The sequence below is a fragment of the Rubrobacter sp. M3-4 genome, from assembly GCF_059772285.1.
The window spans coordinates 416,171-439,810 of sequence record NZ_JCBAJP010000001.1; the positions used below are offsets into that span (position 1 = coordinate 416,171).

The following is a 23,640-nucleotide window of genomic DNA, read 5'->3' on the forward strand; positions in this document are numbered from 1 at the left end:
TCTTTTCAATGAGCGGGGGGCCGTACGGGGATTCCCAACGAAGAGGTCAGCTGGCGCTCCCGGGTATTGCTCAGGTAGCGGCCGTCTGACTCTCCGGGCGTTCGGTTGAACGCTGCCAGATGCAGCAGGACGCCGTGGTTCCCGTGACCGATCGGCCCCCATCTGTACCGCAGGTCCGTGCTCCAGTCGCTGATGCTGGATTTCTCGGGGCTCGGATACCAGTATCGGTCGTTCTGGCCGCTGTTGTGCGAGCTCGGATCGTACAGCACCCCGCCGCTCCATCCCCCTTGTTGTATCCAGGCCAATGAGTAGCCGTTCTTCGCGAAGAACAGGTTGTGTCTGATCTTGATGTTCTTTACCTTGTTCCAGGTGGGGTTTCCCCGGTCCATCGAGATGACCGAGAGCCCGCTCGCGTTCCAGGCCAGTGTGTTGTCACGCGCGGTGACGTTGCTCGAGTTCGAGAGGACGATCCCCGCGCTCCAACTCCTCCCGGCATAATGCCAGCCGTTGTTCCAGATCACGTTGTGGGAGATCAGAGCTCCCCGGCTTATCTCGAACAGTATCCCCGGCCCTGCGTTATCGAAGATGCGGTTGTTTTTGTAAACCGCGCCGGAGCAGTTTATGTCGCACCATACCCCGACGCCTTTGTTGTCGTAGACGGTGTTGCCGATGAACCTCAGCCCTTTGACCTGGTAGGCGGCTTTTATGCCGCCTGCTTCCCAGAAAGGATCGAAATGCTCGGTGTTGTTGTCGTGTATTCGGTTGCCCTGGACCAGGTTGTAGTTTCCTCCGAGGTGGATGCCGAGTTGTCCTCCCCGGTAGATGTTGTTGTCGATGATCTCGTTGTGGTTGCCTTTCACTACCAGGTCTGCCGCCGCTGCGTCGGAGAGTTTGTTGTCTTCTATGGTCCAGTGGGAGTGGTAGTAATTCGGGTCGTTGACATCCGCGTTGGTGAGGGCACCCATGTCTCGTTCGTTGGCTGCATCCCGCATCGTGAAGCCTTTTATCGTGACGCCGTCGGCCGCGCCGACCACCCATTGGCGTCTTACCGAGACTTCAACCACGTGCCCTCTGGGGTCGTCGGCCAGAACCACGTAGCGGGTGCCGGAGCCGTCCTTTACGGCGAACTGCCCTGGGTGGGGATTTTCTGCCACCTGCCGGAGCGGTCTGCCGTCGAGGAAGACCTGCTCGGGCCACAGGCAGCGCCGGGTGCCCGACGCGCACTCTCCCGAGGATGAGAAACGCGGCAGCCCTCCGTGGATCCAGTATCGCCCCTCGCGTCTCCAGCCGCGCCAGACGTCGCTTCCCCGGATCTCCGCACCGGGACCCGCTATCAGCGTGAGCGGTTTCGTTATCACCACGGTCTGCCGGTAGATGCAGTGCCCGGCCGTGTGGACCGTTGATCCCGGGCTGGCGGCGTCGATCAGGGCCTGCAGCGAGCCTCTGCAGTCCGGTTTGACGCCCTGCGTGGAGGCAGCGGCTATCCGGTCGGTCGAGATCATGCAGAGCAATGCCGCCAGGATCGCCGTGAGCCCGAGGAACTTTCTCAGGTCTTTGGCCTCCATCTGGTCCCCCCCTTCTCCTCATGTTCCATCCGAAGGCGGGGCAGACCAGAGGTTGGCCTTGCAGCGGCAACCCGGCCACCTCCCGACTTGTGGGAGGTCCGTCGGCTTTGCGTCCCCACCTCGCGATGGGTTTGCCTTTTTCAGCTGTCTCCGCTTTTATCGTTACGAACCCTCTGGTTCTTTAGCGGCTCCTCTTCCGGTCATCCGGACGGTTCGAATATGTGTCGCCCGGCCGATGTGTACGTCCGGGGGGACCCTCTAAGATGGCTCGTAAATCGCGGTGAAGGAGATGAGCATGACTAAACGGGCACTGGTTACCGGAGCGGGGGGCTTCATAGGGCACCACCTGGTGAAGTACCTGGTGGAGAAAGGCTATTGGGTGCGGGGTGTCGACATCAAGCACCCGGAGTACGAAGAGAGTGACAGCCACGAGTTCGAGATCCTGGACCTCCGCCGGTTCGACAACTGCCTCATCGCGACCAGGGGCATAGACGAGGTCTACCATCTGGCGGCCGACATGGGGGGTATCGGCTACATCACCGCCTTCCACGCCGAGATAGCCCGTAACAGCGCGATGATCAACATCCACATGCTCGAGGCCTCCCGGATCAACGCCGTCGAGAGGTTCATCTTCTCCTCTTCGGCGTGCGTGTACCCGCAGTACCTGCAGAAGAGCCCGGACGTGACCAACCTGAAGGAGGAGGACGCCTATCCGGCGGAGCCCGAGGAGGGCTACGGTACCGAGAAGCTCTTCATGGAGAGCCTGTGCAAGTACTTCTACGAGGACTACGGGCTCGAGACGAGGATAGTGCGCTTCCACAACGTCTACGGGCCGCTGGGTACCTACGAGGGCGGCAAAGAGAAGGCTCCGGCGGCGATCTGCCGCAAGGTGGCTCTCACGCCGGATGGAGGCGAGATAGAGGTCTGGGGAGACGGGGAGCAGACACGCTCTTTCATGTACATAGACGATTGCGTTGAAGGCATCTACCGGATAATGCACTCCGATCACCCCGGTCCCCTCAACCTGGGAACCGACGAGCTGGTGACCATAAACGGGCTCGTGGACATGATCTCCGAGATCGCCGGCAAGCGCCTCACGAAGCGGCACGATCTCACCAAGCCTCAAGGGGTCAGAGGCCGTAACAGCGACAACACCCGGCTCCGCCAGGTGCTGGGATGGGAACCGAGGATCTCTTTGCGAGAGGGGCTCGAGCCCACGTACCGGTGGATAGAGGCGGAGCTGAGGAAGTCTGGTCGGGGGGTCGAGACCGTCGCCGGCACGCTCTCCTGAATCGTTCTCATGGCGAACGAGGGACCCGAGGTCGTAGGGATCACGCGTTGACCGACATGCACGCTGCCGATGTGACGAAGGTCTTCAGGAGGCCAAACTTCCTGATCATAGGGGCCGCGAAGTCCGGCACCACATCGCTCTGGCACTACCTCGACCAGCATCCTCAGGTCTACATGAGCCCGAGGAAACACACCCGGTTTTTTTCGTTCACCGAGGCGAACCCCAGTTTCTGCGGTCCACCGCTGGAGAGAGAGGCCACTCCGTACGCCGTGGTAGACCACTCGGATTATCACGAGTTGTTCGCTGGAGCGAAGGACGAGGTGGCCGTAGGTGAGGCCTCTCACTCCTACATGTACCAGCCGATCGCGGCCCGGAGGATAAAAGACTACGATCCGGACATGAAGCTCGTCGCCGTGCTGCGCCACCCGGCTGAGAGGGCTTTCTCGCACTACCAGCAGATGATCAGGGATGGCCGCGAGGACATCCCTGATTTTCTGCAGGCGCTGAAGATCGAGCCCCTACGAATCGAGAAGCGGTGGTGGCCGGACTTCCACTACGTGCGGATCGGACTCTACCACGAGCAGCTCGCACGTTACTACGAGCTTTTCGACCCCGGGCGGATAAAGGTTTATCTGTACGAGGATCTGAGCGGAAACCCGCTGGAGGTCGTGCGAGACCTGTTCGGTTTCCTCGGTGTCGATGAAGACTTCGTTCCGGAGACGTCTTTGCGTTACAACGCTTCTGGGATTCCGAAGAGCCGATTTCTGCACACCCTCTTGCAGGAAGCCAGGACTCTGGCACCCGTCGTGAAGACCCTCCTGCCCGAGAGGCAGACCCGCCGGCTCATGCGCCTGGGTAGCGCGTTGCACAATCGCAACCTCACCCGACCCAGGCTGGAGCCCGAGGTGCGCAGGTTGGTGACGGAACGCTACTTCCGCCGAGACATCCTGCTCCTGCAGGAGCTCATAGACCGGGATCTCTCCAGTTGGCTGGCGTGAGAGACAACCCTCTGCGGGTTCCCGGCAATGGTCATGGTGGTGTCGGGATGAGGGGATTCCTCGGGCGTTCTCCCAACCTCTTCCGGCTTCTCTACGGTCTCAAGGGAGAAGAGAGGGTCGTCGGTAAAGATACTCGGATCGTCATAGAGGGATTTCCCCGATCCGCCAATACGTTCGCGGTCCTGGCTTTCGAACAGGCGCAGCCTCGAAAGGTCAGGATCGCTCACCACATACACTCCCCGGCTCAGGTGCTGCTCGCGAGCAGGTGGAAAATCCCGACCATGGTCCTCATCCGCCGACCACAGGATGCGGTGGCGTCCTGGGTTATCTGGGATGGACACGACATAGCATGGGCTCTGCGTTACTACACATATTTTTACAGTACGGTTGCCTATTGTAAGAACGATTATCTGCTGGCTCCTTTCGAGGAGGTCACCGAAGATTACGGTGCCGTGATCCGGCGTATGAACGAGAAGTTCGGGACCGACTTTCATCCTTTCGAGCACACCCCCGAGAACGTGCGAGAGGTTTATTCACGGATAGAAGATCTGCACCGGCGCAGGAACGGGGGAAACGTATACGAGGTCAAGCTGGCCCGTCCGACGAAGGCGAAGGATCTCCCGAAGCGGGAAGTTTTGCGGTGGCTGCGAGCGCCCAGATACGGCCGGTTGCTCTCCGAGGCCACCGCCGTATACGAGGAGCTTCTCGGGAGCCGGAAGATGTAGGCAGCGTTTGGAGAGGGTATCAGGTTGCGTAGAGGGCGCGGGAACCCGCGGTGGATGGGCTGCCCTTGTTTTGTTGGGGTTGTGTTTGGTGCTGGTCGGGGGATGTGGCGTGTTCAAGAAGCACTCCTCTACTCCCCGGCCGCATACTGGAGCCTGTGGGAGATCCTTGCAGGCCGAGATAGAAAGAACGCCTCCCGGCGCCACGCTTCTGGTCGCTCCCTGTGTCTACAGGGAGCAGATCGTCGTAGACAAGCCGCTCACGCTCAAAGGGAGACCCGGAGCGGAGATAACGGGGACGGACGTCTGGCGGCGGTGGCGGAAGATGGGGCGTTACTGGGTGAGTGAGAGGAGCGTTCCCCGGTTCCCTCAGACGGCCGTCAGGTGTATGCCGGGCACCCGGCGCTGTCTGTGGCCCGAGCAGGTCTTCCTCGACGGCAGACCGCTCCGGCAGGTGGCAGAAAATCCCCACCCAGGGCAGTTCGCCCTGGATCCGGGTCGGCGGGTGTTGCTGGGGGATGACCCCGACGGACACCGGGTAGAGGTGACCGTGAGGCGTTACTGGGTGCTGGGAAAGGCCAGCGGTGTAACCATCGAGGGATTCATCATGCGTGGAGCGGCCAACGGAGGACGGACCGGAGCCCTCATGAACCGGATGTCTCCAGGAGGAAAAGGATATGCCGACTGGACCGTCAAGGACAACAAACTCTCCGATGCCCATGGTGCCGTGATCAGCCTGAGTAAAGCCCCGGGGCTCAAGATACTCGACAACGACATCTACCGTGGCGGGCAGATGGGCATCCTGAATACCGGTCGGGGTGAGCTCATAAAAGGCAATGCCGTGCACGACAACAATACGGAAGGTTTCGATACGGGGTGGGAAGCCGGGGGGATGAAGACCTCTCACGCAAGCGAGGTGATCCTGACGTCCAACACGTTCTATCGAAACGAGGGTAGCGCGGTCTGGTTCGACATAGACTCCACGCACAATACCATCTCCGGAAACCGGATCTACGACAACACCGGCTTCGGCATCCATTATGAGATATCCAGTCACGGCGAGATATCTGGCAACGTCTTGTGGAACAACGGGTGGGGTACTCCGAGGTGGGTCTTGGGATCGGCCATCGCTTCGAGCAACTCGAGCGTCGTGGATATCCACGACAACATGCTGGCCTGGAATGCCGATGGCATCTCCGTCATCGGGGTGGATAGGGGTAGACAGACGTGGAACGACGTGCATGACGTCCGCGTGCGGCGGAACGTCATCGTGATGGGCCGCCCTCGCCGGGGTGTTGTCGGAGACCGTTTCGCGCTTGCCTGGTTGCAGGGAGATGTCCGCGGGATGTTCAGACCCGGGAGCGGGAACCGGGGAGAAGACAACATGTTCTGGCTCGCGAACTCTGGGGAGCATCCCCCCCTCTTCGGGTGGGGTGGGAAGAGGTACGGCAGGCTCTCAGAGTTCGCCCGCACCCCGGGTGGTCTGGGTTCGAGATATCTCACTCCTGCCGAAAAAGACTCCGCGTTAAAGAAGATTGGGCCTGTGGGAGGCAAAACGGGCCGGTCGACCCATTCGTAGGGAAGCCCTCTTTTGTATGTTGGAAGAGAGTCGGCGCAAAGACGCTAAGCGGCGGAGAAGAGGAGCTTTCCGTGAGATTTGGAGCGGGATCGGCGGTCTACCGGTACGAGGAGAGGATGCTCGTCGGTTTCGGCGCGCTTTTGGTGGCCCTGTTGGTCTACCTGGCGTTTGCGACACCCGCTCGTGCGGACATCGGGAGTACTCCGGACCCGAGTTCGATATCCACCAACGGCCGGGTATCGACGATACTGAAGGTTGGAGATACGGTCTACATAGGTGGGTCTTTCACCCAGGTGAACGGCGTGGAGCGCGACCATCTCGCTGCCATAGACGCCTCCACCATGCAGCTTACGGGGTGGGCTCCCAGTGCCAACAACAATGTTCTCGCCCTCGCGGCTTCTCCGGATGGCTCGACTATCTATGCTGGTGGAGCCTTCACCCGTGTGAACGGGGTCGTACAGAATCGAGTCGTTGCCCTGGATGCGCGCAGTGGTGCGATCGAAACCTGGCGGGTATGGACCAACTACAACGTCCGAGAGCTCCTTGTCTCCGGAAACCAGGTTTATATAGGAGGCGACTTTACGATCATAAACGGTCAGTCGCAGCCGTATCTGGCGCTGGTCAACGGCGCCGGGGTGAGTAATCCGGGGGCCCTGGTCGGGGGGTGGTCGGCTTCGCTCAACGGAAGGGTGTGGTCGCTTGAGCTCTCTCCCGGAGATGGGCTTCTCTACGTCGGTGGAGACTTCACCTCCGTGAGCGGGCAGCCGTATCCCTATCTGGCGGCCCTCGACCCATCGACCGGTGCGCTCTACCCCTCCTGGAAGCCGCCGACGCCCAACGGCAGGGTCTTTCAGATAATAGCCGCCAACGGCGAGGTCTATACCGCTCAGGGGGGCCCGGGCGGTATGGTGGGAGCCTACGATACGGGTACGGGTGCTTTGATGTGGAAGAAGAAAGCTTTGGGTCCCGTAGCCGTATACAGGAAGAAGCACCCCAACAGCCTCAGGCTTCCGGCGGGGTGGACGACCAAGGGGGATGGAGACGTACAGGCCATCGCTCTGATGGGCAGCAGGCTTTATGTGGGCGGGCACTTCATTCAGCTCGCAGGACAACCCCGACGCTACTTCGCCGCCGTAGACGCGGGCAGTGGCGCTCTCGATCCCAACTGGGCTCCGATGGGATACGGGGATGCGGGAGGGCTCGGTGTATGGGCGTATTACGCCGATCCGGTGAGCGGCACCCTCTATTCTGGTGGAGATTTCACGAAGATAGGTAACGTTGCTTATCCTCACTTCGCCAGCTTCTCCGATCCGAACCTTACGGTGCCACCTGCGAGCACGCCTCCGGATACGAGCATAGACTCTGGCCCCAAGTCCCTGACCAACGAGACTTCGGCCAGCTTCACGTTTTCGTCTTCTGCGCAGGGGGTGAGTTTTGAGTGCAGCCTGGATGGTGGGGCGTACGGAGCGTGCAGTTCACCGCAGAAGTACACGGGGTTAGGAGACGGCACGCACACCTTCTTGGTGCGGGCCGTTGATTCTGCGGGCAACGTGGATCCCTCCCCCGCGGAGTATGACTGGACGGTCGATACGGTAGCCCCCGATCCGCCGGTGATCTCTGCGCCTGCGAACAACGCTTTGATCGGAAGCAGTAACGTCGTGCTCTCGGGCACGGCCGAGCCGGGCAGCACCGTAGAAGTTTATGATGGTGGCGGTCCCACCCCATCGGCCAAAACGACGGCCGGAGGTGGTGGGGATTGGAGTATTACTCTGAGTGGTGTCGCCGATGGTTCCCACACCTATTCCGCAGTAGCGGTGGATGCGGCCGGGAATGTTTCTTCACCTTCCGTTCCACTCACCGTCACGGTGGACACCACACCGCCGACGACCAGCATACAGACGGGACCATCCGGGACGGTGAGCGGCGACTCGGCGACGTTCACCTTTTCTTCTTCAGAGTCAGGCTCCAGTTTCCAGTGCAGCCTGGATGGAGCGGCCTTCAGAGCCTGTTCTTCACCTCAAACGTACAGCGGCCTCTCCGGAGGGCAACACACTTTCAGAGTGCGGGCCGTTGATGCTGCGGGCAACGCCGATCCAAGTCCACCCAGCTGGGTCTGGACGGTCGACGTACCGGCGCCTCCGGATACGAGCATAGACTCTGGCCCCAAGTCCCTGACCAACGAGACTTCGGCCAGCTTCACGTTTTCGTCTTCTGCGCAGGGGGTGAGTTTTGAGTGCAGCCTGGATGGTGGGGCGTACGGAGCGTGCAGTTCACCGCAGAAGTACACGGGGTTAGGAGACGGCACGCACACCTTCTTGGTGCGGGCCGTTGATTCTGCGGGCAACGTGGATCCCTCGCCTGCCTCCTATACCTGGAGCGTAGACACCAGAGCCCCCGACACGTCCATAGTGGCCGGACCGAAAGGTTTCAAGAAGTTCAACAGGGCGGTGTTCAGATTCACCTCGACCGAGGCGGGATCGAGCTTCCAGTGCAGCCTGGATGGTGGGGCGTACGGAGCGTGCAGTTCACCGCAGAGGTACACGGGGTTAGGAGACGGCACGCACACCTTCTTGGTGCGGGCCGTTGATTCTGCGGGCAACGTGGATCCCTCCCCCGCGCGCAGAAGCTGGGTCGTGGATACACATGCCCCATCCATTCGTCACCTTTATCCGAGGCCCGGATCGATAGTGAGTAGTAGGGTGCCGTACATCATGGCGAGGGTGACGGATAGGGGGAGTGGGATCACCAAGCGGGGGATTATGCTCAGGGTCGACGGGAGGTTGGTCCCCAGGCGCGAGTTCACCTACGCTCGAACGGGGAAAGTTTTGCGCTATCCGAACCGGATGGTTCGCAGCTCGCCTTTGCTTCGCAGAGGGAGGGCTACGGTTAAGATCGTGGTGAGAGATCGAGCGGGCAACGTTTCCTCCAGAGTGTGGCACTTCAGGGTGCTGTGGTAGTGTGGCGGGACCCCAGGATGGGTGTCCTCCGTTGATTTCTCTCCAGGAGCGGTCCTCTCTTTCCTGGAAGGTCCTGCCCAGCCGCTGAGCATCCGGTGAAATAGGCCGTCTGGCTGGTGTCAGGATGTGTCCCGCAGCCGATGCTCTGCTCAGGAGAGCTATCTAGGATGAGAGGGCGGTCGGATGCCAGCGTTGGAAACGGGGCAGAGGTATGCAGAGAACCATCGACTCTGAAAAGACGCCTGCTCTGAACGGCCTTGGGGGAATGACGCCTCTGGCCGGAGAGATCCCCGCGAAAAGCTTGGCCGGGTTTCGCGATCACCTTGGCTCGCTCATCCTTCTGGGCACGGATGCGGTATTGGCGGTCGCGGTGTGGGAGATCGCTGCTTTGTTCAGGCAGATCGTGGGCAGAGGGGGGATCTCAGAGATGTCCGTGGCGGCCGTCGCCTCGAGCCTCGGCGTCTGGATCGGGGTGCGCTGGCTCCTGGGGCTCTACCCGGGATACGGGATGGGACAGATCGAGGAACTGCGCCGGCAGACGCACGCCGTGCTGGCCACCATGGCGATCACTGCCATCTTCGCTTTCTCCTTCCAGGTCGGAGATACCATCTCGCGCCTGCTCCTGCTCGCCGGTTTCGCCGGACTCGCGATACTCGCACCTCCCGTGCGGCATCTGACGAAGCTTTCGTTGAGGAAGGCGAAGCTGTGGGGCAAGCCCGTGGTGGTGCTCGGTTTCGGAGACGACGGAAGCCGGGTGTTGCGTGTCCTGCAGGAGGACTGGACGCTGGGCTTGAAACCTGTGGGGGTTTTCGACGGGAAGCAGGCTCCGGTGAGTGGGGAGATCGAGGGAGTGCCTTACTGCGGAACCCTCATGGACGCCATGGTGTATGGGCGCAAACTAAGGGTCGACACCGCGATTTTCGCCATGCCGCACACACGCCGGGAACACCTGGTCAGGCTCGTGGAACGGGCCCGGACGAGCTTCCGGCAGGTGATCATAATCCCCAACCTGGAAGGGGTGACCAACTCCGCCGTCGTAGCCAGAGACCTGGCTGGCATCTTCGGTGTGGAGGTCCGCCACAACCTGCTGGACCGCTGGAGCCAGCGGGTCAAGCGGACCATAGACGTCACGGTGACCGTCGTCGGCGGAGTGTTGCTCCTCCCGCTTTTCGCGGTGCTCTGCCTGCTGATCCTCCTGGAATCGGGGAGGCCGGTCTTCTACCGGGCCGAACGGATGGGCAGGGACGGCAGATCGTTCGGTTGCCTGAAATTCCGCACCATGATCCACGGGGCCGAGGATGCCCTGGAGAGGCTCCTGCGGGAGAACGAAGACCTGAGAAGAGAGTACGAGCTGTACCACAAACTGCGTGAGGACCCCAGGGTGACCCGGGTGGGGAAGTTGCTTCGCACCACGAGCCTCGATGAGCTGCCGCAGCTCTGGAACGTCCTCAAAGGGGAGATGAGCCTGGTCGGGCCTCGACCCTATCTTCCGAGGGAGTCCCCGGACATGGGCGAGGCCGAGAAGACGATACTGCGCGTCACCCCGGGTATCACGGGGCCGTGGCAGGTGGGAGGTAGGAGCGGCACCTCGTTCAAAGAGCGGGTCAGGATGGACCTCTACTACATAAACAACTGGTCCATATGGCTCGATCTCCTGCTCCTGGCGCGCACCTTCCGGAGCGTCCTGTTCGACCATGGGGCTTACTGAGCGAGCGCGGTCGTGAACGGATCTTTCGACGAACGCCTCGTCTGCGATCTTCGTCCCCCCAGGGAGGAACTCGCGGAGCTCGAAGATCCAGGTGTCTACGCCGGGTTCTGGCGCGGGCTCTGGCGCAGGGTCAGCCGTTTGGTGAGGAGGCAGACGGGCGAACGTGAGCCGTATTGCGAGCATGCCATGCTGGCCCGGCTGGTCTTCGAGTCGCCGGACGTCGTGCTTTTGCTCGACGAGCGCGGGTTGGTGATCTACGCCAACCCGGCTGCCGGGGCGATGTTCGGGTGTGACCCGGAAGAGCTGGCCGGGGATCCTCTCCCCGGAACCCTGCAGAGGTACGGGTCCCGGCGCCGGGCGATTCACCGGCGTGACGCCTGGATCGAGAACTTCAGGTTGCAAGGTCCCGAGGGGAGCCACAGATACCTGGAGGCCTTGAGAGTGGATGTCCAGGGGTGCAAAGCATACTATCTGAGAGACATCACGGAGCGCAGGCTGCGCGAGGACGACCTCGTACGCCGGGCGTTGCACGACCCACTGACTGGGCTCGCCAACCGGGCTCTGTTCATCGACCGGCTGGAGAGGGCTCGCGCCCGCTCTTCACGCAGCGGTGAGTCCTTCGCCGTGGTCTTCCTGGACCTGGACGGGATGAAGCGGATCAACGACCTCATGGGGCACGAAGCAGGCGACAGGTTGCTCGTCGCCGTCGGGGGGAGGCTGCGGTCCTGCCTCAGGCCTTCTGACACGGCCGCCCGGCTCGGCGGGGACGAGTTCGCGCTGCTCCTGGAGGATGTCGAGGGATCGAGCGTGGGGCCGGTCGTCGAGAGGATACTGGATGCGCTGCGCGAGCCGGTGGAGACAGGTGGGTACAGGATGCGGGTCACCGCCAGCGCCGGGGTGGTGGTGGAGAGCGGTGGCCGGAGGGAGGCGGGTGATCTGCTCCGGGCGGCAGACGGGGCGATGTACCGGGCCAAGAGCGGAGGGCGGGACGGGTATCTCATCCTCCGGTAGCGAGCGACCGCACCGGGGCTTCCGTGGTAAGCTCCCTGACGCCATGAGAGATGTCCTCTTCGTGTGCACGGCGAACATCTGCCGCAGCCCGATGGCCGAGGCGATCTTCAACGCCCTGGCCGGGGACGCGGGGCTGGACTGGCGGGCGCGGAGCGCGGGCGTCTTCGCCGCCGAGGGCTACCCGATGGCCCCGGAGGCGGAGAAGGTGCTCTCCGAGGCCGGGGTCCCGGTGGGGAGACACCACTCCCGCCCTCTGACCGGGGAGATGCTTCGGGAGGCCGACCTCGTGCTCGCGATGACCCCGGCGCACGTCGAGGAGATGAGCCGCTCCTTCGGCGAGCTGCCCGACAGCGTGCACGTCCTGACCGAGTACGTCGGTTCCGGCAGCGGGGGAATATCTGACCCTTACGGGCTCAGCATGAGCTCCTACCGGGCCTGCGCCCGGCACCTCTTCGAGTGCATCGAGCCTCTGGTGAAGAAGCTCGGGGATGGGACTACTGCTTCTTCGTCTCCCTGAGGATGGCGAAGATCTCGGAGATCAGAGCCTCCCTCTTTTCGGGCGGGAGGTCCCTCGGGTGGATGGTCTGCTTGTCCGACTGGAGGTTGCGCTTCACGGCCTCCTCGGCGAGATACTGGTCGATGAGCCTCACTACGGCATCCACCTTCTCCCGGGGAAGACCATCCCCGCCGCGGGTAAGCCTGCTCCACATCTCCCTGAACACCTTCTCCTCTCGGGGGTAACGACTCGAAGATCATTATAACCCGCGCTCCGTGCCCTCTAGCGGTCCTTCCGCGCGCGCCGCGGAAAGCGGTGCTCTCCTGCGGGGACGAAATCGCCGGCTTTGGTGTTCCAGGCGTAGATCGTGATGCTCAGGGAGTCCTCCTCCACCCGCACGAGGTTGAAGCTGGAGGGGTGCCCGGACCTTCTGCGGCTCGAGATGGTGCCGGCCGTCGAGATGACGAGCCCGGTCTCGCTTATCTCCACGCTGTGGACCGCCTCCTGGTGGTCGTGACCGCAGAGGACGAGCTCCGCTCCCATCGAGGCGAAGGCGCGCAGCGCTTCCTCGGTGTTGGCGAGCCCGTGGCGACCGGAGATCTGCCCGCGAATGAGGTTGTGATGGATCATCACGATCCGGGCCGCTTCCGGCGGCGCTTTCTCGAAGGTGTTCCTTACGTGCGCGAGGTCGTCGCCGCGGACGTGGCCGATCACGCCGAGGTCGCGCAGCCGGCGGGTGAGCGAACCCCGGGTTATGCCGTGGGCCGTGTTCAGCCCCGCGATGACGACGCCCGGCACCGTGAGCGAGGGGCTGAGATCCTCGGAGATGTACCGTTTGTAGCGGGAGTACTTGTGCTCGTGGGCGCGCTGTCCGATGAAGCCGACTATCCCGAGGTTGCGCAGCACGGCCCCGAGCCAGCGGATGTCGTGGTTGCCGGGGACGACGATGTAGGGGGCTGTCCGGCCGATGTTGTCCAGGTAGGCCCGGGCCTTCTCGAACTCGGACCTGGAGCAGCGCTGGGTGAGGTCCCCGGAGACGGCCACCGCATCGGGAGAGAGCCTCACGATGGCCTCGAGCAGGGAGTCGAGCTGTTCCGAGACGGCCGGCCTGCCGAAGTGCAGGTCCGAGACGTGTACGAGGGTGGTCACGGATCCTAATATTACATCAAGAGGCCGAGCCTTCCTCCGGAGAGTACAATAGCCTGCCGTGAGGTTCCTCTACACGCTCATCCTGCTCGGCGTGACGGCCGTGTGGGGGTGGACCTTCGTGGTCGTGCAGGACGCCATCTCCGTCTACGGCGTCATGCCTTTCCTTGCGGCCCGTTTCCTGCTCGCCGCCTGCGCACTCGTCCCCTTCACGCTGCGGCGCATCACCCGCAGGACGCTCGTCGCCGGGGCCGGTGTGGGGCTGGTCCTCGCCATGGGCTACCTCTTCCAGACGCTCGGGCTGCTCTACACCACCCCGACGAACTCCGGTCTGATCACGGGGATGTTCGTCGTCTTCGCCCCGCTCTCGGACCGCCTCCTCTTCGGGGTGCATATCCCCCGCCCCGTGCTCGTCGCGGTGGTCCTGAGCTTCGCCGGGATGGTGCTGCTCGCCGGAGGCAACCCCGATGGGGTGAACTTCGGAGATCTTCTCACCCTGATCTGCGCGGCGGCTCTGGGGCTGCAGATCGCCCTCCTGTCCCGCTACGCCGCAGGACACGACTCGCTGGGGTTCGCCTCGGTCGAGACGTCCGTGATGGCGCTCCTTTTCGCGGCGGTCTGGGTCCTCTCGGGCGACGTCTCCTTCCCACCGCGCAGCGTCTGGATGGCCCTGATCGTCACCGGTCTTTTGGCCTCCGCCGCCGCCTTCTGGGCCCAGACGTTCGTCCAGCAGCGCCTGCCCGCGGCCCGCGCGGCGGTGATCCTGACGATGGAGCCGGTCTTCGCCGCGCTCTTCGGCTACTGGCTCGCCGGCGACCGGCTGGACGCGGTGCAGATAGCCGGGGCCGTCCTCATCCTCTCGGCGCTCTTCGTGGGGGAGATGCTGCCCTTCTTCTCCCGCAGGAGAACAAAGAAGGGGCTGCCCTCCGATCCCGTATAAAATCCCTGCCGTAGGCAGCATCGTCAGTCTCGGGAGGAGTCTTCTCTATGTCCGGCCGCAGAGAGGTTGCCGTACCGGAGTACGAGGTCAGGGAGAGCGTGCGGGTGGACCCCTCGCGCACCGCCCTCGTCGTCGTCGACATGCAGAACGACTTCGTGAAGGAGGGAGGAGCGCTCAGGGTCCCGGACGCCGAAGGGACGATCCCCGCCATACACCACCTGCTCGAGGTGGCCAGGGACTCCGGTATGAAGGTCGTCTTCACCCAGGATACCCACACCGAGGGCGACCCGGAGTGGGAGATCTGGGGCGAACACGCCCGCGAGGGTTCCTGGGGCTGGCGGATTGTGGACGAGCTCTCCCCGCGCGAGGGTGAGCTCGTGATCCGCAAGGTCCGCTACGACGCTTTCTACGGCACCCACCTGGAGCACTTCCTGCGCCTGTGGGGTACGAAGACCCTGATCGTCTGCGGCACCGTGGCCAACATCTGCGTGCACTACACCGCGGCGAGCGCCGCCCTGCGCTGGTTCGAGGTCGTCGTGCCCCGCGACGCGGTCTCCGCGCTCGACCCGTTCGACCTGGAGTCCTCCCTGCGCCAGACGGCTTTCCTCTTCGCCGGCACCGTCACGCGTAGCGGGGGCATAGAGGCGGCGTGATCCGGATCATCCGCGAGGGTTAGCCAGACCCGGCAGCGGGTATATGGGCCTCACCTGGAAGACTCGGTGAACGGAGGTGGAGTATGCCCTCTGCACAGCGGCGCGCGGAGGTCAGATGGAGAGGAAGCCTGACGGGAGGTTCCGGGAGCCTGAACCTGGCGAGCAGCAGGGTGATGGAGGAGACACCAGTTACCTGGGCCTCGCGCACCGAGAGCCCCGACGGCAAGACCTCGCCCGAGGAGCTGATAGCCGCCGCACACGCCAGCTGCTACGCGATGGCCCTCTCCAACGTTCTCGCCGAGAGCGGACACGAACCCGAGGAGCTCGAAGTCAGCGCCGAGGTCACCTTCGATGTAGGCCAGGTCAGGATAACGAGATCCGCCCTCGAAGTGCGCGGACGCGTGCCGGGGCTGGACGAAGCCGGATTCAGGGAGGCCGCGCAGAAGGCCGAGGGTGGATGCCCGGTCTCGAACGCCCTCAGAAACAACGTCGAGATAACCCTGGACGCCTCCCTCCTCTGACTCGAAGGTCAGAAAACGAGAATCCCCTACCGAACCCCGGTCCGTACGGACCGGGGTTCTCGTAGAGAGGGCCGTTTCACCAGGCGTGACGAACATATCTTTTGAGTGACATATAATGCTACAATTGAATTTCGGTGGGTGCGTTGGAAACCATTGGTGGAGCAAGGAGGGGTATCTGGGGATAGAGGCATGTTCGTTGTGGCTTCTGGCAGGGGATTCTCTTTTTTGGAAAGGAGGAGCAGGGTATGGCTCAGGTAGACCCCGAGCTGCGTGAAGAGATAAGGAAGATGGTGCGGGACGAGACGGCGGGACGCACGGCGCGGGAGAACCCGCCGGCGGCCCCGATCGGGGATCCCGCGCCGCTCGGGCTCGCTGCGTTCGCGCTCACCACGTTTCTGCTCAGCCTCGTCAACGCGGGGCTCCTTCCCTCCGGAGGGGTGCAGGTGGTCCTGCCGCTCGCGCTCTTCTACGGAGGAATGGGCCAGCTTCTGGCCGGGATGTGGGAGTTCAGGAACAACAACACCTTCGGGGCCACGGCGTTCAGCTCTTACGGAGCGTTCTGGCTCGCGTTCGCCGCGCTGGAGACCTTCTACGCGGGCAAGATCCCTGCGTCCGACCTCTCGCTGGTCGTAGGGTGGTTCCTCATAGCGTGGGGCATCTTCACCGCGTACATGTTCTTCGGTTCCATGCGGGTTACCACCGCCGTGATGGTGGTCTTCCTTCTCCTGACGCTGACCTTCTTCCTGCTCGGCATCGGCGAGCTCGCGGGCTCGGCCGGCATCTCCAAAGTCGGCGGGTACGTGGGGATTCTCACGGCGATAGCGGCCTGGTACACCTCGGCGGCGGGGGTCGTCAACTCCGTCTCCGGTCGTGTAGTGTTGCCCGTGGGACCCAGGACCTGAGCGGGGTCCGGTGATAAGAGGTTGCGCGGCGGGGTAAGAATGGACTGGTAGAGAAAGGAGGAGCCGGAGATGACCGAAGAGAAGACTATAGAGGCATTACTGGAAGAGAGGAGGACCTTCCCCCCGCCGGAGGAGTTCGCCGCGCGGGCCAACGTCAACGACCCCGCGGTCTACGAGCGGGCCGAGCGTGACCCGGAGGGCTTCTGGGCGGAGTTCGCCCGCGAGCTGCACTGGTTCAAAGAATGGGACAAAGTCCTCGACGACTCGGAGGCCCCCTTCTACAAGTGGTTCGTCGGGGGCAGGCTCAACGTCTCGTACAACTGCCTCGACTACCAGGTCGAGCGGGGCCGGGGGGACAAGCGGGCGATAGTCTGGGAGCCGGACGAGCCCGGCGAGGAGGGACGCGCGCTCACCTACTCCGAGCTTCTCGCCGAGGTGAAGAAATTCGCCAACGTGCTCAAGAGCCTCGGGGTCGGGAAGGGGGATACGGTCGCGATCTACATGCCGATGATCCCCGAGCTCCCGATCGCCATGCTCGCCTGCGCCCGCATCGGCGCCCCGCACTCGGTGGTCTTCGGCGGGTTCTCGGCCAACTCGCTGCGCGGCAGGATCAACGACTGCGAGGCCAAGGTCGTCATCACCGCCGACGCCGGGCGCCGAGGCGGCAAACGTGTCCCGCTGAAGGAGAACGCGGACAAAGCCCTCGAGGACGCCCCGTCCGTCGAGCACATGATCGTCGTGCGGCGCACCGGGGACGAGGTTCCGATGCAGGAGGGGCGGGACCTCTGGTACCACGAGCTCATGGCCGAAGCCGACCCCGAGTGCCCGGCGGAGGAGATGGACGCGGAGGATCTCCTCTACATCCTCTACTCCTCGGGCTCGACCGGGCGTCCTAAGGGGATCGTGCACACCACGGGCGGCTATCTCACCTTCGTCTACGCCACGACCAAGTGGGTGATGGACATAAAGGACGACGACGTCTACTGGTGCACGGCGGACATCGGATGGGTCACCGGGCACTCGTACATCGTCTACGGCCCGCTCGCCAACGGGGCGACGAGCCTGATGTTCGAGGGGACGCCCACCTACCCGGCACCGGACCGCTACTGGGAGATAGTCGAGAAGTACGGGGTGACGATCTGCTACACCTCCCCGACCACGATCCGCTCGCTGATGAAAGAGGGTAGGCAGTGGCCCGAGAAGCATGACCTCTCCTCGCTGAGGCTGCTCGGGACGGTGGGTGAGCCGATCAACCCGCGGGCCTGGGTCTGGTTCCACGAGTTCGTCGGCGGCGGGCGCTGCCCGATCGTGGACACCTGGTGGCAGACGGAGACCGGCGGGCACATGATCACGCCGCTGCCCGGCATCACCACCACCAAGCCCGGCAGCGCGACAAAGCCCTTCCCCGGCATAGGAGCCGACATCTACGATGAGGAGGGACGGCCGATAGAGGGCTCCGGCGGCGGTTATCTGGTCCTCACCCGCCCCTGGCCGGGGATGTTGCGCACCCTGTACAAGGACCCGCAGCGCTACCAGGAGACCTACTGGTCGCGCTTCCCGGGGGTGTACTTCACCGGGGACGGGGCCAAGCGCGACGAGGACGGCTACTACTGGATCATCGGCCGCGTCGACGACGTCATAAACGTCAGCGGGCACCGCATCTCCACCTGGGAGGTCGAGAGCGCGCTGGTCTCCCACGAGAAGGTCTCCGAGGCCGCCGTCGTCGGGCGCCCCGACGAGCAGAAGGGGCAGGCGATCTTCGCCTACGTCACGCTCGAGGGCGACCTGGAGGGCTCCGACGAGCTAAAGAAGGAGCTGCGCCAGCACGTCCGCGAGGTGATAGGCCCGATCGCCACCCCCGACGACATGGTCTTCACCAGCGCCCTCCCGAAGACGAGAAGCGGCAAGATCATGCGCCGCATCCTGCGCGCCGTCGCCCAGGGCTCAACGGACTTCGGGGACACCACCACGCTCGCCGATCCGGGCGTGGTGGAGGAGCTGCGCAGGCAGGCCAACAGCCAGACCTGAGGAGCCCCGAAACGGAAAAAGGGGGCGGCGGGGGTTCCAACCCCGCCGCCCCCTTTCACGCCCGCTCAGTCTCCAGCGGGCTCCACCCGGACCGCGCAGGCCTTGAGCTCGGCCGTCCCCGACTGCGGGTCGACCGCGTTTATCGTGAGCACGTTGGTCGGGACCTGATCCGCGAAGCTGAAACCCAGAAACACGAGCCCCCGGCTCACCCGGTCGGTCACCCGGGCCTTCACCCTCGGGACGGTGCCCCTCCGCGAGCTCACCCGCACGAAGTCCCCGTCGGAGACGCCGAGGGCGCGGGCGTCCTCGGGGCTTATCTCCAGGAGCTCCTCCGGGTCCTTGACCTTCTTGTAGCTCTGGGTCATCGTGCCGGTGTTGTGGAAGGCGAGGCGTCTGCCGGTGGTGAGCTGGAAAGGGTACTCCTCGTCCGGGGGCTCGACCGGGCCCTCGTGGTCGACCGGGGTGAAGGGAGCCCGCTTTTCCACCTCCTCGTCCCACAGCCAGGCGTGGAGGAACTTCGTGCCCGGACGTCCGTCGTACTCCTCGCTCCCGGTGTAGGGCCACTGGATGCCGTCGTAGCGCTCCAGCAGCTCGTAGCTCATCCCGCTGAAGTTGGGGGCGAGGAGTCGGATCTCGTCCCAGATGTCCTCGGCGCTCTCGTAGTGCCAGTTCGCCCCGAGCCGGTTGGCCACGTCCTGCAGGATCCACTCGTCCGCCCGCGCCTCGCCGGGCGGGTCGACGATCTTGTGCACCCGCTGCACCCTGCGCTCGCTGTTGATGAAGGTGCCCTCCGTCTCGCACCAGCTCGCCGCCGCCGGCAGCACCACGTCCGCCAGACGAGCGGTCTTGGTGAGGAAGATGTCCTGCACCACCAGGAAGTCCAGGCTCCGGAAGAGCTGGTCGGAACGGTTCTCGTCGGCGTCGGACTGGCAGGGGTTCTCCCCGATGACGTACATGCACCGGATCTCCCCGCGCTCTATCGCGTCGAGCATCTGAGCCTGGTTCTTGCCGACCTTCTGCGGCAGCGGTACCCCCCAGACCTCCCGAAAGCGCCGGTGGGCCTCCGGGTCGTCCCAGCTCCAGCCGCCGACCAACCGGTTCGGCAGGGCCCCCATGTCCCCGCCGCCCTGCACGTTGTTCTGCCCGCGCAGCGGGTTGAGCCCGCTGCCGTAGCGGCCGACGTGCCCGGTGAGGAGCCCGAGCGCGATGAGCGCGAAGACGGCCTGGGCCCCGTTGTGGTGCTCGGTGATGCCGAGCGTCCAGTTGAGGATCGCCCTCTCCGCCGTCGCGTACATCCGGGCGACCTCGCGGATCTCCTCCGCCGGGACGCCGGTCACCCCTTCGGCGTACTCTGGAGTGTAACCCGCGACCTTCTCGCGGTAGGCCTCGAAGTTCTCGGTCGCCCGCTCGACGAACTTTCGGTCGTAGAGACCCTCCTCGATGATGACATGGCCCATGGCGTTCGCCAGGCAGATGTCGGTGCCGACGTTGACCCGGAGCCACCTGTCGGCCTTCCTGGCCTGCTCGGTTTTGCGCGGGTCTATGACGACCATCTTCGCGCCGTTTTTCACGCCGCGGCGCATGTGGTTGTAGATGATGGGGTGGCACTCCTGGGTGTTCGAACCCCAGCAGACGATGAGGTCGGTATCCTCGAACTCGTCGTAGGAGGTGGTGGAGGCCCCCGCTCCGAACGTCGCCACCAGACCGGTGACGCTGGCGGCGTGTCAGGCGCGGTTGCAGGAGTCTACGTTGCTAACCCCCATCACCTGTCGGATGAACTTCCCGGCCAGGTAGTTGAGCTCGTTGGTCGAGCGGGAGGAACTGAAGAGGCCGAAGGCGTCCCCGCCGCTCTCCTCCTTTATCTGGCTCATGCGGCTCGCGACGAGGTCTAAAGCCTCCTCCCAGCTCGCCGGGACGAGTTCGCCGTTCTTACGCACCAGCGGGCGCGTCAGGCGCCGCTCGCTGTAGATGTGGCGCCAGCCTTCTCGCCCCTTGATGCACGCCTCGCCCTTGCTCGAGGGGTTGGACTTGCGGCCCGTGACCTTGCTGATCCTGCCCCCCTCCACCTTTACCTCGAGCCCGCAGCCGACCCCGCAGAAGCCGCAGATCGTGTGCCCGAGACGCGTGCCGGCCGGGCCGACCCTCTCCTCGCGGGTCTCCGTAGCGCTCACCTCGAAGAACACCCCTTTCCCGCACAAAGATCGCTATATTACATGTGCGGATTATATCCTCGCGGACGCAGTGATGTCCACGCGCCGGTGCCCTAGGCGAGGATGCGCTCGAATCCCGAGTAGACGTTGAAGCGGCCCTCGCGCAGGAAACCCACGAGGGTCATGTCGAACTCGCGGGCGACGTCCACGGCGAGGCTGCTCGGGGCGGAGACGGCGCAGACGATCGGAGTCCCGGCCGCGAGCGCCTTCTGCATGATCTCGAAGCTGCTCCTTCCGCTGACCATGAGGATGTCCTCTGAGAGGGGGATCCTGCCTTCGAGCAGCGCCCAACCCACGAGCTTGTCGGTCGCGTTGTGCCTTCCTACGTCTTCCCGCAGCGCGAGCAGGTTGCCGTCGGCGTCGAAGAGCGCGGCGGCGTGCAGCCCCCCCGTCTCCTCGAAGAGGCCCTGCGACGAGCGCAGCTTGCCTGGGAGGCTGCAGATCACCTCCCGGGAGACCCGCAGCCCGGGCGGTAGCACCCGGCAGCCGCGCACCTCGAGCTGCTCCAGGCTCGCCTTGCCGCACACACCGCAGGCGCTCGTGGTGTAGAAGTGGCGCTCGAGGGAGGAAGGATCGTACGTGAGGCCGGGGCGCAGCGTGACGTTGACGATGTTGTACTGCTGCTCGGCGCCCACCTCCGAGGAGAGGCAGTAGCTCATCTTCTCGATGTCCTCCCTCGAGGAGACGATCCCCTCGGTGAACAGGAAACCCGCCGCGAGCTCGAAATCCGCGCCCGGCGTGCGCATGGTGACGGCGACCGTCCTGCGCTCCCCCTCCGAGATCACCCGGATCTCCAGTGGCTCCTCGGTCGCGAGCACGTCGCGGCTCGACGTCACCCAGCCTTCCTCGACCCTCCGAAGCCTGATGCGCGTCTTGCTGGTGCGCCGGGCGTTGCTCGGGGTCTCTCTCAGCATGATCCTGCAGGCCTCCGGTCCTCTCGGCTCTCTTGCCTCCTCGAACGAGAGTGTAGCACCGGCCACGGGACGCAGGACACTAAAAAGGGAACTCCTCCTTTCCCTGTCCCCTGGAGTTCCCTTTCCCCTCGCCCAAGCCGTAGTGTGAACAAATTACCAAAATTCGTCCGATGGAGCAACGGCTCTGGTATTAAGTTTGGTTAAGCGGCGAGAATCGCCGGCTGCGCATCCGTTGGAGCATAGGGAGGCTCAGCGTCGCCGGTTCAGCGCGGCCCGAATGTACCGGACCTCTTCGTAGTCTCGCAGGGCATCGAAGAGCTTGCCTTCTGGTATGGTCTGTGGCCAGCGTTCCGTCCGATAGCCGTAGCGGCGCTTGAGCTCCTGTACGGAGTCCAGAGTGTAGCTCAGCGCGAAGAGGAGCCTCTGGGTCTTCCCGGCCTGCCGGGGCAGAAGTCGCTTGCGGCTCTCGGTCCACCAGGAGATCCTCGGAGCCGGGGACCGGCTCTGCTCGAGGATCAGGACGGCCTCCCACTCGACCCTTAGGGCGCTCATCTCGAAGGTGCCCGGTCGGACGTTGAGTGGGGCGAGGGAGAAGGAGTCGTCCGGATGAAAGCCGAAGGTGCGCTCGAGCAGCCGGCGGAACCTCGGGTCGCGCGAGCGCTCGTACCTGCTGCGCAGGGCGAGGAGCTGTTCGTCGGAGTAGGCCCTGAGTCCCACCAGCGTGGGCCGCTGAGGATCCAGCCCGCCGCGCCGCAGGATGCCGGCGAAGGAAGAGTACGATCTGAGGCTGCGCGCGAGCCACACCCCGTAACCGGCGATCGACAGGAAGATGCTCGTGGCCAGGGAGACGTAGAAGGTCCTGTAGGGCGACGCGGCCAGCTCGCCGAGCGCGTACCGGATACCGAAGACGCTGTAGTAGAAGGTGAGGAGGGTCGAGGTCAGGATGAAGAGCAGGACACCGATCCCCGCGGCCGCCGCCAGCCGGCGTACGGGCGAGACGCACGAGGAGGCGAGGCCTTCCCAGGCTGCCCGCTCATCCCCTACCTCGAGAGACGGTCTCTCAAGACCCTGCATGACATCAGTATACTCTCATACGTGACCCGGGCGGTGTGTCCGCGATCGCTGGGTGTGGCTATAATCTCCTTCCATGTCGATGAAGGTCTACAGGGCCGGAGAGTTGCCCGGAGATCTGGGCGGCAGACGGCCGAACTACGCCCGGCGGCGGATGCTGCTCGCGGTCGTATCGATCGTCTTGCTGTTCCTCGGCTATCTCCTGGTTCCCATCGGGGACCAGCGGGTGCTGCTGCTGGGCAGCGACACGCGGGGAAATGGTGCCCCGGCGCGCACCGACACCATGGTTGTCTTCCGGGCCACGGGCGGGATGCTCTCCATCCCGCGCGACTCGCTGGTCAAGATAGAGGGCTACGGCTGGGGCAAGGTCAACTCGGCCTACACCTACGGCGGCGCCGACCTGACCCTCAAGACGCTCAAGGACGACCTGAACGTACCGGTGGATCGCTACGTGCTCGTCAAGTTCACCGGGGTCAAAGACGTCGTGAACGCCCTCGGAGGGATCACCATAGACGTCAAGGAGCCCATAAACCTCGGTATAGAGGGCAGGGTGTACAAGATAGACCCCGGCGTGCAGAAGCTGAACGGCGGACAGGCGCTGGCCTACGTCCGCTGGCGGGACGACCCGCAGGGAGACATCGGGCGCGAGGAGCGCCAGCAGCAGTTCCTCGACCAGCTCGTCGCGCAGGCGACCTCGCCGGCCAACCTGCCCCGCCTGCCCGCGGTGATCGGGGCGATCCTCAAGAGCACCAAGACGAACATGAACCCGGTCTCTCTCCTGCGCTTCGCCCTGCAATACAAGCTCTACGGGGGAGGAGGGAAGGCCGCCCTCTATCCGGGCCACCCGCAGTACATCAACGGGCTCTCGTTCTGGATCCCGGACAAGAAAGCCGCCAAGAAGACAATCCAGGAGACCATAGGCTGAGGC

At 64.0% G+C, this 23,640-nt stretch carries 20 protein-coding genes and 1 riboswitch; of the genes, 14 read left to right on the plus strand and 6 right to left on the minus strand.

What is annotated here, in order from left to right; genetic code table 11:
• Nucleotides 1–5: 5 nt before the first annotated feature.
• Entirely contained in the window at nt 6–1,565 is a 1,560-nt protein-coding gene (locus AC6EKW_RS02035) for a right-handed parallel beta-helix repeat-containing protein (RefSeq protein ID WP_498513542.1), read from the minus strand.
• A 62-nt stretch (nt 1,566–1,627) separates the two neighbouring features.
• Nucleotides 1,628–1,711, minus strand: a riboswitch (cyclic di-GMP riboswitch).
• Nucleotides 1,712–1,860: 149 nt separating this feature from the next.
• On the opposite strand from AC6EKW_RS02035, the gene AC6EKW_RS02040 reads away from it, so the two are divergent.
• The 8 genes from AC6EKW_RS02040 (at nt 1,861) to AC6EKW_RS02075 (ending at nt 12,348) form a co-directional block, all read left to right on the plus strand.
• Nucleotides 1,861–2,856 carry an NAD-dependent epimerase/dehydratase family protein gene (locus AC6EKW_RS02040; RefSeq protein WP_498513543.1) on the plus strand — a complete coding sequence of 332 codons (996 nt, stop codon included), beginning with the start codon at nt 1,861–1,863 and terminating at the stop codon, nt 2,854–2,856.
• A 56-nt stretch (nt 2,857–2,912) separates the two neighbouring features.
• Nucleotides 2,913–3,854, plus strand: a complete 942-nt coding sequence (locus tag AC6EKW_RS02045) for a sulfotransferase (RefSeq protein WP_273887342.1) — start codon at nt 2,913–2,915, stop codon at nt 3,852–3,854.
• Nucleotides 3,842–4,579, plus strand: coding sequence for a hypothetical protein (locus AC6EKW_RS02050; protein WP_498513544.1), 738 nt, complete (start codon nt 3,842–3,844; stop codon nt 4,577–4,579). Before AC6EKW_RS02045 ends, AC6EKW_RS02050 begins: the two co-directional genes overlap by 13 nt.
• Nucleotides 4,580–4,745: 166 nt before the next feature.
• The gene (locus AC6EKW_RS02055; protein ID WP_498513545.1) at nt 4,746–6,155 is read left to right on the plus strand and encodes a right-handed parallel beta-helix repeat-containing protein; all 1,410 of its coding nucleotides are present in this window, start codon (nt 4,746–4,748) and stop codon (nt 6,153–6,155) included.
• 71 nt (nt 6,156–6,226) lie between these two features.
• Nucleotides 6,227–9,112 carry an Ig-like domain-containing protein gene (locus tag AC6EKW_RS02060; RefSeq protein ID WP_498513546.1) on the plus strand — a complete coding sequence of 962 codons (2,886 nt, stop codon included), beginning with the start codon at nt 6,227–6,229 and terminating at the stop codon, nt 9,110–9,112.
• 265 nt (nt 9,113–9,377) lie between these two features.
• A complete protein-coding gene (gene wbaP / locus AC6EKW_RS02065) occupies nt 9,378–10,820 on the plus strand; it encodes an undecaprenyl-phosphate galactose phosphotransferase WbaP (protein WP_498513547.1) in 1,443 nt (480 codons plus the stop codon).
• A gap of 12 nt (nt 10,821–10,832) precedes the next feature.
• Nucleotides 10,833–11,831, plus strand: coding sequence for a diguanylate cyclase domain-containing protein (locus tag AC6EKW_RS02070; protein ID WP_498513548.1), 999 nt, complete (start codon nt 10,833–10,835; stop codon nt 11,829–11,831).
• A gap of 43 nt (nt 11,832–11,874) precedes the next feature.
• Nucleotides 11,875–12,348 carry a low molecular weight protein arginine phosphatase gene (locus AC6EKW_RS02075; RefSeq protein WP_498513549.1) on the plus strand — a complete coding sequence of 158 codons (474 nt, stop codon included), beginning with the start codon at nt 11,875–11,877 and terminating at the stop codon, nt 12,346–12,348.
• Here AC6EKW_RS02075 and AC6EKW_RS02080 read toward each other — a convergent pair.
• The gene (locus AC6EKW_RS02080) at nt 12,326–12,541 is read right to left on the minus strand and encodes a hypothetical protein (RefSeq protein ID WP_498513550.1); all 216 of its coding nucleotides are present in this window, start codon (nt 12,539–12,541) and stop codon (nt 12,326–12,328) included. The two genes, AC6EKW_RS02075 and AC6EKW_RS02080, sit on opposite strands and share 23 nt — an antisense overlap.
• A gap of 68 nt (nt 12,542–12,609) precedes the next feature.
• The gene (locus tag AC6EKW_RS02085) at nt 12,610–13,476 is read right to left on the minus strand and encodes a metallophosphoesterase family protein (RefSeq protein ID WP_498513551.1); all 867 of its coding nucleotides are present in this window, start codon (nt 13,474–13,476) and stop codon (nt 12,610–12,612) included.
• 58 nt (nt 13,477–13,534) lie between these two features.
• Between AC6EKW_RS02085 and AC6EKW_RS02090 the strand changes: the two genes are divergently transcribed.
• The 5 genes from AC6EKW_RS02090 to acs all read left to right on the plus strand — a co-directional run bounded on the left by AC6EKW_RS02090 (nt 13,535) and on the right by acs (nt 18,517).
• Complete coding sequence (locus AC6EKW_RS02090; RefSeq protein ID WP_498513552.1) at nt 13,535–14,413, plus strand: DMT family transporter; 879 nt, start codon at nt 13,535–13,537, stop codon at nt 14,411–14,413.
• 47 nt (nt 14,414–14,460) lie between these two features.
• Complete coding sequence (locus tag AC6EKW_RS02095) at nt 14,461–15,066, plus strand: cysteine hydrolase family protein (RefSeq protein WP_498513553.1); 606 nt, start codon at nt 14,461–14,463, stop codon at nt 15,064–15,066.
• A gap of 83 nt (nt 15,067–15,149) precedes the next feature.
• Nucleotides 15,150–15,587, plus strand: coding sequence for an OsmC family peroxiredoxin (locus AC6EKW_RS02100; RefSeq protein ID WP_498513554.1), 438 nt, complete (start codon nt 15,150–15,152; stop codon nt 15,585–15,587).
• A 287-nt stretch (nt 15,588–15,874) separates the two neighbouring features.
• Nucleotides 15,875–16,489, plus strand: coding sequence for an acetate uptake transporter (locus AC6EKW_RS02105; protein WP_420542028.1), 615 nt, complete (start codon nt 15,875–15,877; stop codon nt 16,487–16,489).
• Between the two features lie 69 nt (nt 16,490–16,558).
• Nucleotides 16,559–18,517 (plus strand): acetate--CoA ligase, encoded by a 1,959-nt coding sequence (acs, locus tag AC6EKW_RS02110; protein ID WP_273887133.1) that lies wholly within the window; start codon nt 16,559–16,561, stop codon nt 18,515–18,517.
• Between the two features lie 65 nt (nt 18,518–18,582).
• Here acs and fdhF read toward each other — a convergent pair whose 3' ends face one another.
• From fdhF to AC6EKW_RS02125, 3 genes are all read right to left on the minus strand, one after another.
• Nucleotides 18,583–20,688 (minus strand): formate dehydrogenase subunit alpha, encoded by a 2,106-nt coding sequence (fdhF, locus tag AC6EKW_RS02115; protein ID WP_498513555.1) that lies wholly within the window; start codon nt 20,686–20,688, stop codon nt 18,583–18,585.
• Nucleotides 20,689–20,780: 92 nt separating this feature from the next.
• On the minus strand, nt 20,781–21,641 hold the full coding sequence (fdhD, locus tag AC6EKW_RS02120) for a formate dehydrogenase accessory sulfurtransferase FdhD (protein ID WP_498513556.1): 861 nt from the start codon (nt 21,639–21,641) through the stop codon (nt 20,781–20,783).
• Nucleotides 21,642–21,890: 249 nt separating this feature from the next.
• A complete protein-coding gene (locus AC6EKW_RS02125; protein WP_273887131.1) occupies nt 21,891–22,715 on the minus strand; it encodes a hypothetical protein in 825 nt (274 codons plus the stop codon).
• A gap of 79 nt (nt 22,716–22,794) precedes the next feature.
• Here AC6EKW_RS02125 and AC6EKW_RS02130 point away from each other — a divergent pair, with 79 nt between their 5' ends.
• A complete protein-coding gene (locus tag AC6EKW_RS02130) occupies nt 22,795–23,637 on the plus strand; it encodes an LCP family protein (RefSeq protein ID WP_273887130.1) in 843 nt (280 codons plus the stop codon).
• The last annotated feature ends 3 nt before the right edge of the window (nt 23,638–23,640 follow it).